We start from the raw sequence: 16,795 nt of genomic DNA, 5'->3' as shown, positions 1-16,795 counted from the left end.
TGTTTTCATGTCGTTTTTTTGACAAAGGTATTGGGGCATCTACGGGTTCGTTTTACCTTCGAACGCCAACCAATTACCATTTCACGACACCAGGAAATTCATGGTCAGATATTTCAGTAACTTTACTTCATGCAAGACTATCAGAAACTTTTAGCGCTCAACCTGCTGGCCTATGCCGTTCAGAAGAATACATCTGTCGACGAGTTATGCAGTCAATCAGGGTTGGAAATAGATGATCTGAGAAGCGAAACAAAAGACCAACTGACTACCGAACAGGTCAATAAACTCTGGCTTAATGCCACTGATCTGAGCCAAGACCCCTTATTTGGTCTTCATTTTGGTGAATCACTACAGGCGACAGCGCTGGGGGTTGTAGGCGAACTAATCCGGCATAGCCGCACCATTGGCGAAGCACTGAATCACGCTGTTGCTTTTGCCCATTTGATTACAGACGCATTCGTGATGGAACTGGATCAGTCCAATCAGGCGGTTGCCATTCGATTTATTCCGAATGAAGAACGTCGACGTGAATCGCCGGTTGCTTTTCGGCAGAAAATGGACTTTTTTATGGCCTTTACGCTCCACGAGGTCGATGGGCTGATCCTGCGTAAAATGCAGTCGATTCGGGTAATGCTTCCGGTTGAAGGACCTGATTTGCCGGAATATGAACGGGTGTTGCGTTGTCGATCAATTCAGAACAGTAGTGCGTATCTGATCGAGTTTGATCATAAATACTGGGATGAGCCTATTCTGACGGCTGATTATGAATTACAGGGGCTACTGCTCCGGAAGGTGAGTGCCATGAATGATGCGTTCACGAATACAAAAGCACTCAGTGAGCGAATCAATAAATTCCTGCTTGCGAATGCTTATCTGGGGGTTCCTACCCTTGACGCCATTGCGGCCAATTTGAATGTAAGCAGTCGGAGTTTGCAGCGAAAACTACAGGAAGAGGGCGTAACCTATCAGCAACTGACCGATTCAATCCGAAAATCCTTAGCCTTGCATTATTTGCAATCGGGTCATTACCCCGTTAAAGAAGTGTCGTATATACTGGGCTATAACGAGTTGAGTGCGTTCAATCGGGCGTTCCGGCGCTGGACCGGGACAACGCCGGTTAGTTATCAACGGGAAATAAAGCAGGTGTTATAGCGGGTAAGCTCATCGTCGCAACAGAGGTATTCAAAAACTGTCTGTTTAGCTATCACCAGGCTTTTCAAATCCTGATGATAGACCACCTCCGACTTAGGCGCCTTGAATTGAATCGCTGATGCGATAATTTACTTTCCCGCTGTAACCCGCCGTCTCTACCGATAGACGACGGTCTATTGATAGAGACGGCGAGTATAAACCGTTGCACGCCAAAATCGGCTTCAGAGAATTGTCAATCTGATACTAAACCAATTCCCGCTGCTCTGCACGTTCACGCAATTTCGCCGTCGGGCGGAAACGCTCGCCATACTGGTCGGCGAGTCGATCGCAGGTTTTTATGAACGTGTCGATACCCACGAAGTCTACAAACGACAAGGCTCCACCCGTGTAGGCTGGGAAACCCCACGCCAGAATTGAACCCAGATCGGCGTCTAACTTCGTCCGGACAACGTTTTCCTCAGAACACCGAATCGCTTCAATAGCCTGACGGTAGAGTAAACGGGTTTTTACTTCATCGAGCGAGGGTTGCTGATCGGTCAGCGGAAACAAATCGGTTAGACCATACCAAATATGCTTTGGCTCTCCTTCCGGATAGTCATAGAACCCGGCTTTCGCTTTTTTACCAGACCGTCCCAAGTTAACAAACTGCTTTGCAACCTGATAACTCGTGTCATCTTCGCTTAAGAATCCGTCTTTTATCCCCTGATCTGCAATTTTGTAGACCAGGTCCAGGGAAACTTCATCTGTAACGGCCAGCGGTCCGACTGGCATTCCGGCGACTTTTCCACCATTTTCGATCAGGATTGGATGAACGCCATCTTTGAGCAGTTCCATCCCTTCGCTCGAATACGTACCGAAACAGCGCGACGTATAGAACCCTCGTGAATCATTGACCACAATAGGTGTTTTTCGGATTTTTCGGGTGAAATCGATGGCAACGGCCAGCGCGTAATCGGAGGTCTGCTTACCCATAATGAGCTCAACGAGCATCATTTTGTCGACGGGCGAGAAGAAATGAATACCGATGAAATTGGCTGGATTAGCCGATGCCTGAGCCAGTTCGCTGATGGGTAGGGTAGATGTATTTGAACCAAAGACTCCCCCGGCTGATTCATCAGTAGCGACCAGCATAGGTTCCGCTTCTTTCGTTACCTGCGCTTTTAAGTCGCGGTTTTCAAACACAGCCTCGATGATGAGATCACATCCCTGTAAGTCCTCAACATTGGCAGTAGGGTGGATCAGATTGAGGATTCCGTCAACTTTCAGCGGGTCTACTTTACCGCGTTCAACGCCTTTTTTTAGCAGACTTCGTGAGTAATCCTTACCCTTTTCGGCGGCTTCAACCGATACATCTTTGAGAATGACTTCGATGCCTGCCTGTGCAGCTACATAGGTAATGCCGGCGCCCATCATACCTGCCCCCAGAATGCCCAGTTTCTTGACATCTGTTTTGGGTATGTCTTTAGGCCGACTGGCTCCTTTATTCGCTTCGTTCATTCCCAGAAACATCGTCTGGATAAGATTCTTGGCCACTTTTGATGTTGCCACCTTCACAAAATGCCGCGCTTCGATCGCTAAAGCCCGGTCAATATTGACCTGTAAGCCTTCGTATACACAGGCCATGATTTCGAGTGGAGCGGGGTAATTACCTTTGGTTTTATCCATCAGCATGGCCGTTCCTGCCCCGAAAGTTTGTGCACCAACAATACTTTGAACGTTACCGCCCGGAACCTTGAAATTGTCTTTACCGACAATCTTGCCTGTCTTGCGATCGATTTCATCCCAGGGTTTGAGTGGGTTGGGATTAGCAGCAATCCAGGCATGCGCCTTCTCCAGCATTTCGGCCGGGCTGTCGGCAATGTCGTCGACCATACCGAGTTTTTTTGCCTCCTGAACACCTACTTTTTTGCCTTCCAGAATCAATGGCAGGGCTGCCTGCATACCAATCATACGGGGAAGCCGTTGTGTACCCCCTGCGCCGGGTAACAAGCCAATGGTCACTTCGACTAAACCAATTAATGTTTTCGGATTGGTTAAGGCAACGCGGTAGTGACAGGCCAGACAGATCTCGTAACCTCCTCCGAGCGCTGTACCATTGATAGCCGCAACAGTTGGCTTGCCCGATGTTTCGATACGGCGAAACACACGGTTCAATTCCGACGAGACTTTCAGCATCTGGGCCGGATCTTTATCATTATTGCGAAGGATCATTTTCAGATCGGCACCAGCCACAAACTCAGGTTTGGTCGATGTGATGATAATGCCCTTCACCGACTCGTCGGTAAATGCCTGTTGTAAAGCCGCTTCAAACTGAGGGATTGATTCGTCGTTGAGGACGTTCATTGGAGTCGACGTCATTTCCCACGAAATGATAGCCACGTTCTGGTCAACAGTGTAATAGATCATACAAAAGTTCTTTTGTAACTTTACTCAATAAATAATGCTGTTTATGGGAGCTATTCGACTCATTCAAAAGCCGGAAAATGGTCAATTAATTATTAACGTACCAGACGAAATGCGTGATCAGGCATTAGTTATTGAATTTCATCCAGTACGTGAGGAGCAAGTACACGGGCAAACACTCGCTGAAGCGGCACAAGCTTTTTTTGACAAGTTACCCGCACCAGATCCCAGCTTCAATTGGGATGACTTAAATGCCTATGAACAATAACATCTTTTTGGATAGCTCTATTCTGGTTGAGTGGGCAAAAAAAACAGAGGTTGAGCTATTCAACTATTTGTCATCAGCTACTAAGTTCAATCTTTGTATTAATCAGATCGTATTAAGCGAATTTACTTATTACTGGCTGGCCATTGAGGGGAAGAAAGCGCCAGTAACATTAAAGCGTGACAGCACTATCCCACTACTTGTTACAGCTCATAGTCCAATAAACCTTCTGTCAAAATTTACCTTTCTGGAGCCGGGTCACACTGTTATTCCGCTTTATCTGCGCTACATGGAAAAATACAACCTGCTTCCAAATGATGCGCTAATTCTGGCAACCTGCAAACTCAGTAGCATTGATTGGATTGCCAGTTACGATGGTGATTTCGAAAGCGTCTGCCGCGATGAAGGCATCCAACTCATTCGTTCGGTTAGCGATATCGCTTAATTAACCCGTTCGAAAATTGTTGCAATGCCCATGCCGCCCCCAATACAGAGCGTTGAGAGACCAAACTGTTTGCCGGAGCGTTCCAGTTCATCAATGAGCGTAGCCGAAATAATGGCTCCGGTTGCGCCCAATGGATGCCCTAAGGCTATGGCGCCACCGTTGACATTCAACTGGCTATGATCGACGGCGAATTCGTCCATAAAGAGAAGCGGTATAGCCGCAAAGGCTTCATTGACTTCGAACAGATCAATATCACTGATGCTCATGCCCGCTCGTTTAAGCACTTTACGGGTAGCCGGAATTGGGCCCGTGAGCATGATGGTTGGTTCAGAACCGACAACGGCAAAGGCTTTAATGCGAGCGCGTGGCTTCAGGCCCGATTGTTCGCCAAAGGCTTTGCTACCAATCAGAACACCGGCGGCTCCATCGACAATCTGAGATGAATTACCGGCGTGATGTACGTGATTGATTTTATCGAATTGGGCATATTTGAGTAGTGCCAGGTTATCTAAACCAATTTGGCCCATGCTTTCGAAAGCGGGTTTGAGTTTACCCAGACTCTCGGTGGTTGTGCCGGGCCTAACGCCTTCATCCCGATCAAGAACGGTGATGCCAATCTCATCTTTAAGTGGCACGAGTGCCTTATGAAAGCGATTATCAGCCTGTGCTTCTACTGCCCGACGGTATGACTCAGCCGCAAATGCATCGACGTCTGAACGCGAATAACCGTATTTAGTAGCTATCAGATCGGCAGAAATGCCTTGTGGCACTATGTTATGACGAGCCACAATCAGCGGATTCATGAACAACGCCCCTCCGTCGGAACCCATTGGCACCCGTGACATCGATTCGACGCCACCGGCTACAATAGCATCGACTTGCCCCGACATGACATAAGCTCCGGCCATATTGATAGCCTCCAGCCCCGACGAGCAGAACCTATTGAGCTGAACCCCCGCTACTGACTCATCGTATCCGGCTTCAAGGGCGGCAGTACGGGCAATGTCGGCACCTTGCTCACCGATGGGGGTAACACAACCCATAATAACATCGTCGACGAGCGACGTATCGAGTTGATTGCGGTCGCGCAGTTCGCGCAGGACACTCGTGAGGAGTTGAACAGGCTGCACATCATGCAGCGAACCGTCGCTCTTGCCTCGCCCACGAGGTGTTCGAACGGCATCATAAATGAAGGCTTCAGCCATAATCCTGTCGAAAAATTAGTATGCTTGCATACTGGTTTTTGGTCCGGCAAAAGTACGGGCAAAAGCTGAATACGGCAATTTGTTTGGGTTAAAATGCAAATCTCTCTTTTAAATGAAGCCCCTCTCCTTTTCGTATTCTGATTTAGTCATCCAGAATACGAAAAGGAGAGGGGCTTTTAGAAAGTCTCCTGTTGATTTATTTGTCGAGAACAACTGTCTCGCCAATCAGGTAGGCACCCGACTCGGTAGACAGGTTGTAAACGTTCTTTACGGATCGTACGGATTTCTCCACCCGAACAACTTTATACGCTGAAACGCCAGTAGTTGTAGCATCGTAGCGGTATAAAATCTCACCAGCCTCTACCTCTCCCAGGGCTTTCCGGCCTGTGGCAGTCAGGACCGGGTGGTTAGCCGTTGCTTCAAGCAATGTTGGCGCGGTTAGTGCATTCCGATTGTCAGCAGTCAGGTCATTAACAGAAGAGAGCCACACGCCAGCCAGCGTGAAGTCGCCGTTGTGGGCGTCTACTTTCTTTACGCGGGTAGGCGTGAGGTTTTTTGTTTTCGCATCGTAACCCAATACGACATCATCCATTTTTACGTCACGAATGGCTTTCGAAGACCCATCGGCCAGCGTTACGGGAGCGTCGGGCGCAAAGCAGAAATTGTATTCTTCCTTTTTCTTTCCGTCGCCTTCTTCTGATTTGCCACCGCCACCAGATAGTAAGCTGGCCATTTCACGTGACAGCACAAAGGTGAGTGTTGGCATCAGGCCAGCCTCTTTTTCGCCAACATACTTGAGGTCGTCGATGTAAGCGTCCCATGCTTTACGATCAGCCGATGCGCCGGGAATCACAAATGATTTTACGTCGCCCGATTTCTCGTTTTTGTAAATGGCCAGGAGACCCAGTTCTTTCGTATCGGCGGCAGTAAAAACCTTATACAAATAGATCTTGCGCGTTATTCCGTCGCTGAATGCAAAAACATAGGCAGGGCGTTCCTCATAACGGTCCAAAATAAAACCACCCGATTTGAAGTAGGTGTCTTTATCCAGATTGGCAACTTTTATGGCCTTGATGGCAGTCAGTTGCTCAAGAGTCATGCCCGGCGTGGATGCGCTGGCGGTTGAGGCTGTCTGGGCTGAAACGCGTTGACTAAGCAGCTGCGTGGCAGTAGCACAACAGAGGAAAATAAGAATCGAGAGCAGGTTGTGTTTCATAAAGATAATTTGGGTCAAGCTCCTACTTGGCCCGTTTTGTAAGTATACTTTTCATTTGCCAAGCAGGAGTAATGCGCTATAGCGGCTTGGACCAGACAAATTTACTTCTTCGTGTATTCGCCCACCCGTGCGTGAATCGCTTCGACAGTACGGTGAGCAGAGGTGAATGCTCCGGCCATCCAGGCGGTTAAGTAGGTTGTGTGTTCGCCAGCAAAATAGATATTGCCATCTGGTTCTATAAGTGCTGGATAATATTTCTTCCGGGTTGCATCGTCGTAAGTAGCCCAACCACCCCCGCTATAGGGAACACGATGCCAGGCCAGTGAAAATGAATTATCAAACTCCGTCGGATATTGTGGGTGGATTTTGACACCTTGCGTCAGGGCCAGTTTTTCGCGTTCAGCAACGGATAGAGCTCCTACCGCTTCTGCCCGACTATAGAAATTATAATAACCGATCAGGACCCCTTTTTTGCCCTGGAAGCCGAATGACGGATACCAGATCTGGTTAATATCCATGTTGGTGCGCGAGATACCCCCATAAATCCAGTCGTCTTCTTCCCAGAATCGTCGTTTAAATTGAAGGCCTATTTTACCCGTTTTGATATAAGGCACAAAATCAGATGCCCGTTTCACTGTACCCGACAGATCCGATTCGATGTTTTTCAGCATGGGTAAAGGGAGCGTACAGACACAGAATTCACCTGTAACTTCCACCGGTTTACCGTCTTTCTGGTACACGACCCGGACACCCGTTTCGGTTTTACGAAGTTCTGAAACGGGCGCGTTAAAGATAATTTTACCCGTCAGTTTTTTCTCTAGTGCTTTCGGAATGGCGTCCATACCGCCAACGGGCTGAAGCAGCGTTGTTTGCTGTTCGTAAATATAGTCGCCAACGTTATAGAACACCGGTTGCATGAACCCCGAACGAAGCAGATCGGTTAGCCCGAAAGGATCCGTAACGTTGCCGGGTTTGTGGCCTGCGCCGGGATGATCTTTAGTCTTATAGCCGCGCCGGTTGGTGCCTTTGTAAAGGTGAGCTGTATTCAAATCACCTTCGTTTTTCAGGAAATCAACCAATTTCTCAATGTCTTCCTTGGTCAGCTGCTGGTCCAGCGCCGACTGATCCAATGCCTTGGCCAATAATTCGGCTGTATAGCCGCGCATGTCGTTGTGGTATTCCTTGATGCGTAACCGGCGATTTGCCAGATCGCCCGTGCCGCCGTCGTTATAGAGGTAAGCTGCTTCGTTGTTGCCATTGAACATTTGCAAAGGCACGCCTAACTCCCGGCAATAATGAAGCGTAAGCTGATGATGGTGCGGAATTCGGGCTGCGCCACCATTAAAATAGAGCCCTTCTTCAAATGAACAGGTTTGGGCGGTACCACCATGTAGTTCAGTTTCCTTGGTACCACCTCTGATTGTCCAGACGCGGCCACCGGAGCGGGAGCGGGCTTCCAGAACGGTACAGTCATAGCCTAATTTGCCGAGTTCGTAGGCAGTAGCCATGCCCGCTAAACCTGCCCCTAAAATCACTACTTTTCGACCTTTTCCATCACTCTGCCGACCGTTTGCTGGCAGATTTAACGCCGACGCCGGAGCGGGCTGAAGCATTCCCCACGCCAGAAGACTAGCGTAACTCGCACTCGTTGAATTAATAAAGTCTCTTCTCGTCATTCAGTTGATGAATAATATACCATACAATGGACTTCTGACGATCCATTGTATGGTATTCATTAGTCTACCCCACTACTTTTTTGAATCCGTCCATAAACATGACCATTTCCTCCATAGTCCCAACGCTCACCCGGCAGTAAGGCTGCCCGCTGAACTCGCGCGTTTGAATACCGATGCCGTTGGCAAACATTTGGTTTTCGAACGTTTTGGTTTTCATACGAATTGGGAACAGGATGAAATTGGCCGATGACGGAATTACCTCATAGCCCATATCGGTCAGGGCTTTGGTCGTGTAAGTCCGGGCTTTGGCATTTTCGGCGCGACAGTGATTCTGCCAGTCCTTATCCTTATAGCTGGCGATTCCGGCCATAAGCGTAGTGATACTGACCGCAAACTCGCCATTGGTATAGGCATGAAGCGTTTTCAGCATATCGGGTTGGGCAATCGCGTAGCCCAGACGAAGACCCGCAAAGCCGTGGATTTTCGAGAAGGTACGGGCCAGAATCACATTCAGACCATCAGCTACTAGTTTACCAAGTTTTGGCCGATCGGCTGGTTCGTAGAAGTCAATGTAAGCTTCATCGATGAACACAGGGACTTTTGGCGCTACTTCGCGGCAGAAGGCTTCCAGTTCAGCCGTAGGAATAATAGTACCGGTTGGGTTGTTCGGGTTGACGATATAGACCATTTTTACGTCAGGCGTGATGTTTGCCTTGATCGAAGGGAGGTCAAACTTGTAATCTTTCGTCATGGGCATGGCCTTGATCTTGGCGCCAAACTTTTCGGCACGCTGAAGCAGATCGTCATAGGTCATGGTGCTGGTAAGAATGGTACCGCCCCCTTTGGCAAAATGGTCGGCAGCGGCCATCAGAATATCCGACGATCCGGGAGACATCATAATATTTTCCGGCTTCACCCCTTCGTCGGTCGCGAGAAGTTGTTTCAGCTGGCTAAACTCCATCCAGGCATAGCGATTACCGATATCGGCAGCTTTTATCAGTGCTTCTTTAGCGCTGGGTGCAATGCCGAGCGGGTTCTCATTGGCGAATAACCGTGCCCGTAATTTGGGCATGTCGGGTGGAGTCGTAAAGGCAAATTCATTTGTGAATGCTGACTGGGCCTGTTCGGCGGTCGAGGCCGCTTCAGCGGGAGCGAACCGACTCAGACTGAGCCCGGCCGTCATCAAACCGCTGGCGCGAAGCCAGTCCCGACGAGTAAGTTGTGAAGACATGATAGTGGCTTTTATTGTATTTATCTACGATAAAATAAAAGTAAAGCAAAATGTAAACCCTTAGTATATAGGGTGTTGTGAAAGTACGAATTAATACCTAAAAAAAGTACCTTTGATCCGAAAACGCCTTTAATTTTATTTTAACAAATTCTTTGTAAGCAAAATTTATATGCTGGTAATTTGATATTTGCCAAAGGAATACTGTCAATTGGTTGCGCTTTCGGCATGCGTGAACGATTTAGTGAACGGCATGGGTGATTTGTTTATGGTACTTGTTAACGGCGGAAAAACTAATCCGCTGTCTTAACGAAATTCCACTCTTTAGTAAAATCCGTTTTCATTGATCCTTTGGGGAAAACATGATGCGTATTTGCCCAGGCAGACCACTGCTGATCGAGCTTTTTAACCAGATCTGGGTGGTCGGTAGCGCGATTGTGCTGTTCGGTTCGGTCGGTTTCCAGATCGTATAACTCCCAGGGAGCACCAATGGTCCCAACCGCTTTCCAGTTGCCAAACCGGATGGCCCGGTGATTTTCGTGCTCCCAATACATGTACTCGTGCGGCTGGCGGGCCCCTTTCGTAAGTACCGGCAAAAGGCTTTTTCCCTCGATCGCGTGAATCGTTTGGCCTTTCGCTTCCGTTGGATATTTCGCTCCACTTGCCTCCAGGAAGGTAGGCATAATGTCGATCAGATAACCCGGTGTCGACGTAATGCGGCCTTTCTTGCCTGTCGTACCCGCAGGGTAATGAATAATTAGTGGAGTCGCAATACCGCCTTCGTACGAAACATGCTTAAATCCTTTGAAAGGTGTATTGGAGGCATTCGCCCAGACGCCCCCGTACGATATGGCACCGCCTTTGGCCGGGTCGTTGATTTCAGTTAAAGCTCCTCCTCCCAGGACACCCCCTTCCTGACAGGCGCCATTGTCGGACAGGAATACCAGTAACGTGTTCTCTAATTTACCGGCCTTTTTGAGATAATCGACCAGCTTCCCGATATTCTGATCCATCCGGTAAATCTGAGCGGCATACACTGCCATACGATAATCCATCTCCCGTTGTTTCGTGGTATCCTGCTCGGCCCAGGCCGGGTAAATTTCCGGACGGGCAGAAAGCCCCCATTTTTCAGAGGCAATGCCTTCTTTGAGCTGCTTCCGGAACCGTTGTTCCCGAAGAGCGTCCCAACCCTGCCGATATTTTCCCCGGAACCGTTCAATATCCTCCGTCAAGGCATGCAATGGCCAGTGGGGCGAGGTAAAAGCCAGATACAGAAAAAAAGGCTGCTGGTCTTTCTGCTCGCTTAAAAATGTAATTGCCTGGTTTGTAAAAGCGTCGGTCGTGTAAAAAGGCTGGCTTACTTTGTCAATCGGTTCATTATCCAGCCAGATACCACGCGGCTGTATCGGGTCGAGATAACTACTGGCGCCTGCCAATAAACCGTAGTATCGGTCAAAACCCCGCTGACGTGGGCGTAAATCAGGGGTGGCTGAACCCAGATGCCATTTGCCGGCCATATAGGTATGGTAACCAGCAGGCTTTAACACTTCTGCTAACGTAACGCAGTTGCGATTGATCTCACCCCGGTAACCGTAAACGCCGTAATCGTAGTCGATGCGATTGTTCGGCTCTTTGGTCATGTGACCAATGCCCGCCTGATGCTGAAACAGCCCCGTCATCAGCGATGCGCGGGTTGGGCAACAGCGAGCCGTGTTATAAAATTGGGTGAATCGGACCCCCTCACTGGCAAGCTTGTCCAGGTTTGGCGTTGGAATTTCAGAGCCGTAACACCCCAGATCGGAGTAGCCCATATCGTCGGCCATGATCAGAACGATATTGGGTTTTTCGGCAGCTTTTTTCGCCACTACTTTGCCGGGTGGTATTGCCCCCAGCCATAAGAATGCAGATGAGATTATTGCCAGGATAAGAGCTTTCTTCATGGTTTGACAGGAGAATTCGTGGTGGCTGAAAAATCGACGGCCGTTTTCCGGCGCCATTCCCGTAATTGAGCAACTAATTGAGTCCGTTGGGCCGGTAGCTTTTCCGATAAATCCATTTGCTCACCAGGATCTTCAGCAAGGTTGAAGAGTTGAATCTGGCCGTTATCGAAGTAGTCAATTAGTTTTAAATCACCAATTCGAATTGCCCCCGCAGAGCGCCCACCCAGAAAATGGGGCTTGGGTAGTGGATAATGCCAGTAGAGCGTTCTGGAAAATGGCGCCGAACTGCCTTTCAGTACAGATACGATGCTGATACCGTCAACGGGTTGATCTTTAGCTGGTTTGATCGAAGCAAGTTCCAGTAAAGTAGGGTAGATATCCAGCGTATTGACCACCTGCGTTGAGACGGCCCCTGTGGGTATTACCCCTGGCCAGGATACGATGAGTGGCTCCCGAATGCCTCCTTCAAATAACTCCGATTTGCCACCCCTAAGGGGCGCGTTCGACGTTACATTCAGCTCACCGCCATTATCGGATGTAAACAGAATCAATGTATTGTCCTTCAGACCTAGTTCGGTCAATGTAGCGATGATTTTCCCAACGCCATCATCAATACGTTCCAGCATGGCGGCTAACTCCGGGTTATTCTGTTTCGTGTCGACGCCAGCCTTCTGTCGGTATTTCGCTACGTCTTCTGGCTTGCCAGCCAATTTAGTATGGACCGCGTAATGCGACAGGTACAGGAAAAATGGACGTTTCTGATTGCGATTGATGAAGTCAACAGCTTCCTGATTCAACCGGTCGGTTAGATACTCGCCTTCGGTTCTGGCCTGAACATCGGGCATGAAAAAGTACGGATGAACGTAATCGCCGTTGGCGATATAGCCTGTTTCGGAGCAGATTACTTCATCCCAGCCGTGTTTAGCCGGTTCACCTTTTTTCTTCTTGTAATCGCCTGTGAGGTGCCATTTGCCAATCAAGCCGGAATGATAGCCTGCTTTCTTAAGCTGTTCATTGATAGTTACGTAGTCTGGCGACAGAAACTTTTCGTCTTTGGCATCCAGATAATCGGTGATGCCGACGCGTGCCGGATGCTGACCCGTCATGAGCGCAATGCGCGTGGGTGTGCAAACGGGCGCGGTAGCATATGCCTGCGTAAAACGCATCCCATTAGCAGCCAGGCGATCCAGGTTAGGGGTTTCATTGAAGCGTGGTCCGTCGTTACGATTTCCGTAGCAACCTAACTCACTCCACCCCAGGTCATCAGCCAGAATCAGGATGATATTGGGGGGCGTTTTTGTTTTTTGAGCGAAACCAGATAACGCCACCAGAAGGCAAACGAGGAAAGGAACAACCTGTATCATAAATCGAGTGCTTTTTTACCTTGGATGAACTTATCGGCTATGAACCCCTATACAACGGAATGTTTTGAATGGCTCTTAAACTTGCGGCCTGGTTCAAAAATCAATAAGGCTCCATTCGTTATGGTTTTTTGGTATACATACTATCAATCGCGGCTCCTGCATCGCCCTGCTGCTTCATCCATTCCTGAAGCTTCTGGTTGTACTGACGTATACGATCCTGATAGGTTGGGTCGCCCGCCAGGTTATTGAGTTCCCATGGATCGCTCTGCGTATCGTAGAATTCAAGGGCGGGACGTTTCTCAATTCGCTCGGTGATTCGTTTTGCCTGCGGATCGGCTTGTTGCTGGTCAATCCAGGAAAACCAGACCGAATTGCGATCTTTCTGTCTGGGATTCATCATAAAGCGGTTATAATACGCCTGATCAGGTGTCAGATTCAGAATCAATTTATAGCGGGTATCGCGAATGCTACGGATTGGGTAGGGATTACCCTCCGGTATGTTGTTGTGAATGCCATAAGCGTACTGTCGGGAGCCCTTGCTTTTTCCCTGTATGACGGGCAGGAAACTCCTGCCGTCCAGTCCGGAAACTGGCTTTCCACCTGCCAGATCGATCAAGGTTGGGGTAATGTCTTCGTACTGAACGAGCGCGTCCGTTTGGGTAGCGGGTTTTACTACGCCGGGCCATTTAATGAGCATCGAACTTTTCTGGCCGACGTCCCACAGGTTCCATTTGGCACCCGGAAACTGGGCGCCCTGTTCGCCCAGAAAGACGACGATGGTGTTTTTGTCCTGACCGGTTTCTTGCAATAATTGGGTAATATCACCAACCTGATTGTCTAGCCGCCGGACTTCGGCCAGGTATTTGACGAACTGATTCCGTGTTACTTTGGTATCGACCCAGTTTTTTGGAAGAGTGAGTTTGTTCGGATCAAATTCGGTCGTATCGCCAACGGTCCAGGGCGTGTGCGGATTGATGCTCATGACAAAGAGGCAATACGGCTGGTCGTTTCGGGTAATGTATTGCTTCACATCGGCCAGCTCATAGTCGTCGGTCGGAGATACGCAATCGGGCTCGAAGCCTTTTATAATCTCGAATGGGAAAACCGATTTGGGTTTTGTACTATGATCTTTGCCGGTTAGTGCGACCCGATACCCAAGATCGGCAAGATAGTGTCCTACGCTTTTTAGCTTGTCATAAACGGGTTTATGATTCTGGAAAGATCCATGTCGAACGGGATACAAACCCGTAAACAGTGACGCGCGCGTGGGTACACACATGGCTTCGGAGGTGTAAATCTGATTGAATTTCAAACCCTCTTTGGCTAGCCTATCGATATGGGTGGTGTTGAGATTTTTGCCACCGTAGCAACTCAATTGCTGACTATCCAGATCATCGGCCATAATGATAATTACATTTGGTTTGCTCACTGGACGCTGTTGAGCGAATGAATAGACTCCGAACCTGATTAGCAGCAGGATAATAGTGATAGTATTTTTCATGTTACTGGCCCATTTTCAGATAGGATTTCTGCAATTTATCCAAATCAAAAGGACTTTAATGATTTTACTGAAAAGACAACAACACGTTATATATATCCGCGACGAGCGTTAAATTGAAGCAGGAGGGGAGTAAATGGACGATCAATCACCCCTACATTGGTAAGCGCCAACGCCGACGATCAGTGGTCTGAACACTAATCGTCGGCGTTGGCGAAGGCAAGCGGTTTTTCTCCCTTGCCATTCATTGATTGTGTAATTCGGAGATGCCCGTAAAACTCAATTTATCGGGGACCCTGTTGGCACATCGGTCGTTTCGGTCCATGCAGAGGCTGTGCCAGACTCATTATCAGATTGCGACGGCGCAGGTTGCACGGGTCTTTTCCGAAACCAGTTGGCGAGTGCCGAGCCCGTTACATTTTGCAACGGTCCAAAAATAGCCGACGCCAGCCCGACAGTGGCGACTTTTCCCATTTGCAAAGCCAGCCCCGTGGCTACCCCACCATTCTGCATACCCACCTCAAACGCAATGGTTCGACGGTCTTTTTCGGGTAGTCCAGCGAGCAGGGCTGTTAAATAACCAATACTCAGGCCAATTATATTATGCAAAAGGCAGGTAATAATCAGCAAGCCACCGACCTGTAACAGATTGTCTCGTCCAGAAGCGGTAATGATGACCGTGTTTATGATAATACCCAGCATAGCGGCAAACGATAGACAGTTTTCGATCATTGCCCGGCTAATACCTGGCCGCTTTTTAAGGATAATGGCCAGAAGCAGAGGCAGTCCGTAAAACCAGAAAAATGACGTAGCCAGTCCTACCAGGAAATGGCCGATTGGTTGTTTGACAATGAGCTGAAGCAGCACATTGGTCAGGCCAATAATTCCGGCAAACACAACGAGCTGAATGGTTTTAGCCCGTTGCGTTGCCTGAGCATAGTAAAACAGATTGAAGATGAACCCCGCCACGATCGGGATGATGATCATATTTGTGATGTCGATCATCATATGCGCAATATCGATCTCGACATACTGCCCGCCAAGCCATTTCATCAGAAACGGGGTAACAAAAGGCGACAATATGGTCGAGCAAGCCCCAATAGTAACAGCCAGAGCCAGATTCGCGCCTGACAAATAAGACATTACATTGGAGGCCATGGCGCTGGACACGCACCCGATCAGAATTACGCCCCCGGCAATTTCGGGCGGAAAATCAAAGAGATGGGATAGCGAAAACCCAACCAGCGGCATGATAATGAAATGACAACCGATGCCAATGAAGACGCCCTTCGGCATTTTGATCACCCCCTTGAAATCATCGAAACTCATGTGCGCACCCATGCCAAACATGGTCAATTGCACAAATGGAACGATCAGTCGCTTGAGTTGAAAATCCCCGACGGTAAAGAAATAGGCCGGATAAAACATGGCCACACTAACCGCAGCCAGAATCCAGATCGTATACGAAAACCCTTTCAGGGAAGAGAAGCCACGAAAGGCAATGGCCAGTAAAACCAGAGCCAGCACGAGTAGCGGCCCAATTGGAAACGGACTACCTGCCAGCGTGAGTACACCTGTGCTCAGCAGTAGCAGGCTAGCCAGTGTCAACAGAATCGAGGAGAAACGCATAGGGATGAGGAGTCAGGCCAGCGAGCGAGCTAGTGGCTAATGAGGTTAGCAGGAGCCATTGGGTACTCATGACAGAGGTAACAAATGCGAGGTTCGTCTTCGTCGATTTCCGGAAATCGAACGCCGTAATCGACCAGAAAAACGTTGTCGTTCAGGTCATCGCAAACGCTCGAAATCTCAGCACTGAGCGTATAACCAACCCCGTCGACTTGCCAGCCCGTTCCTTCTTCGCCCCAGAACTGATGAATTGTTCCAGGATGAATGGTCAGGCTTTCACCCGGTCGCAAGCGAACAATATCGCCCGGTCCTAACCGACGCGAGCACCCGTCGACCTGTGTTATAAAGGTTTTGTTGGACGGATTACCCGCTGCATCAGCTTTGGTCAGTTGAACCAGTACATTACCGCCCGCCCGGCAGATGATATCCTCTCGTTTCGAACGATGAAAATGAGCCGGAGCGCGCTGATTTTCCGGGTCGATTAACCATTTCTCGGCATATTGTTTCGGATAATCTGCCAGGTTCAACCGGCCATTACGAACGGTGAACAACGTCCGGCCAATGTTGAAAAAGTCTTTACTGCCAAAATCTGTTACATCCCATCCCAGCATGCAATCCCGGATTTCGTTGTAGTCAGCTCCGACTTGCTGCCAGTGCTCAACGGACCAATGGGCAAAGGGCGGCAGATGCATCCCGAAATGAGCAATAACAGTTTTCGCCGTGTTGATGCTGGCGTTAACAGTGGATCGTTTTAACTGCATAGACTTTATTTGTTAG

At 48.9% G+C, this 16,795-nt stretch carries 13 protein-coding genes; 3 read left to right on the top strand and 10 right to left on the bottom strand.

The genetic code is table 11. The features are described 5' to 3' along the window. Positions 1-129 precede the first annotated feature (129 nt). The gene (locus tag G8759_RS34395; RefSeq protein ID WP_167218165.1) at positions 130-1,152 is read left to right on the top strand and encodes an AraC family transcriptional regulator; all 1,023 of its coding nucleotides are present in this window, start codon (positions 130-132) and stop codon (positions 1,150-1,152) included. A 243-nt stretch (positions 1,153-1,395) separates the two neighbouring features. Here the strand turns inward: G8759_RS34395 and G8759_RS34390 are convergent, their stop codons facing one another. Next, the gene (locus G8759_RS34390; RefSeq protein ID WP_167218163.1) at positions 1,396-3,558 is read right to left on the bottom strand and encodes a 3-hydroxyacyl-CoA dehydrogenase NAD-binding domain-containing protein; all 2,163 of its coding nucleotides are present in this window, start codon (positions 3,556-3,558) and stop codon (positions 1,396-1,398) included. A 43-nt stretch (positions 3,559-3,601) separates the two neighbouring features. On the opposite strand from G8759_RS34390, the gene G8759_RS34385 reads away from it, so the two are divergent. Both G8759_RS34385 and G8759_RS34380 read left to right on the top strand, forming a co-directional pair. Continuing rightward, on the top strand, positions 3,602-3,823 hold the full coding sequence (locus G8759_RS34385) for a hypothetical protein (RefSeq protein WP_167218161.1): 222 nt from the start codon (positions 3,602-3,604) through the stop codon (positions 3,821-3,823). Then, positions 3,813-4,265, top strand: coding sequence for a type II toxin-antitoxin system VapC family toxin (locus G8759_RS34380; protein ID WP_167218159.1), 453 nt, complete (start codon positions 3,813-3,815; stop codon positions 4,263-4,265). Before G8759_RS34385 ends, G8759_RS34380 begins: the two co-directional genes overlap by 11 nt. Here the strand turns inward: G8759_RS34380 and G8759_RS34375 are convergent. The 9 genes from G8759_RS34375 to G8759_RS34335 form a co-directional block, all read right to left on the bottom strand. Next, entirely contained in the window at positions 4,262-5,470 is a 1,209-nt protein-coding gene (locus tag G8759_RS34375) for an acetyl-CoA C-acetyltransferase (protein WP_167218157.1), read from the bottom strand. The two genes, G8759_RS34380 and G8759_RS34375, sit on opposite strands and share 4 nt — an antisense overlap. A 196-nt stretch (positions 5,471-5,666) precedes the next feature. Next, positions 5,667-6,686, bottom strand: a complete 1,020-nt coding sequence (locus G8759_RS34370) for a Hint domain-containing protein (protein WP_167218155.1) — start codon at positions 6,684-6,686, stop codon at positions 5,667-5,669. A gap of 101 nt (positions 6,687-6,787) precedes the next feature. Next, positions 6,788-8,362: a flavin monoamine oxidase family protein gene (locus G8759_RS34365; RefSeq protein WP_167218153.1), complete on the bottom strand. Its 1,575-nt coding sequence runs from the start codon at positions 8,360-8,362 to the stop codon at positions 6,788-6,790. A gap of 64 nt (positions 8,363-8,426) precedes the next feature. Continuing rightward, positions 8,427-9,593, bottom strand: coding sequence for a pyridoxal phosphate-dependent aminotransferase (locus tag G8759_RS34360; protein ID WP_167218151.1), 1,167 nt, complete (start codon positions 9,591-9,593; stop codon positions 8,427-8,429). Between the two features lie 290 nt (positions 9,594-9,883). Continuing rightward, a complete protein-coding gene (locus G8759_RS34355; RefSeq protein ID WP_167218149.1) occupies positions 9,884-11,530 on the bottom strand; it encodes an arylsulfatase in 1,647 nt (548 codons plus the stop codon). Next, positions 11,527-12,894 (bottom strand): sulfatase, encoded by a 1,368-nt coding sequence (locus G8759_RS34350; protein WP_167218147.1) that lies wholly within the window; start codon positions 12,892-12,894, stop codon positions 11,527-11,529. The genes G8759_RS34355 and G8759_RS34350 overlap by 4 nt, the downstream gene beginning before the upstream one ends. A 118-nt stretch (positions 12,895-13,012) precedes the next feature. Continuing rightward, positions 13,013-14,395 carry a sulfatase family protein gene (locus G8759_RS34345; RefSeq protein ID WP_167218145.1) on the bottom strand — a complete coding sequence of 461 codons (1,383 nt, stop codon included), beginning with the start codon at positions 14,393-14,395 and terminating at the stop codon, positions 13,013-13,015. A 276-nt stretch (positions 14,396-14,671) separates the two neighbouring features. Then, the gene (locus G8759_RS34340) at positions 14,672-16,021 is read right to left on the bottom strand and encodes a bile acid:sodium symporter family protein (RefSeq protein ID WP_167218143.1); all 1,350 of its coding nucleotides are present in this window, start codon (positions 16,019-16,021) and stop codon (positions 14,672-14,674) included. Positions 16,022-16,050: 29 nt separating this feature from the next. Next, positions 16,051-16,779, bottom strand: coding sequence for a D-lyxose/D-mannose family sugar isomerase (locus G8759_RS34335; RefSeq protein WP_167218141.1), 729 nt, complete (start codon positions 16,777-16,779; stop codon positions 16,051-16,053). Between the last annotated feature and the right edge of the window lie 16 nt (positions 16,780-16,795).

The sequence above is a fragment of the Spirosoma aureum genome, assembly GCF_011604685.1.
Classification (GTDB): domain Bacteria; phylum Bacteroidota; class Bacteroidia; order Cytophagales; family Spirosomataceae; genus Spirosoma; species Spirosoma aureum.
The sequence above is the reverse complement of the archived record's forward strand: the minus strand, read 5'-3'. Positions and strand labels throughout refer to the sequence as shown.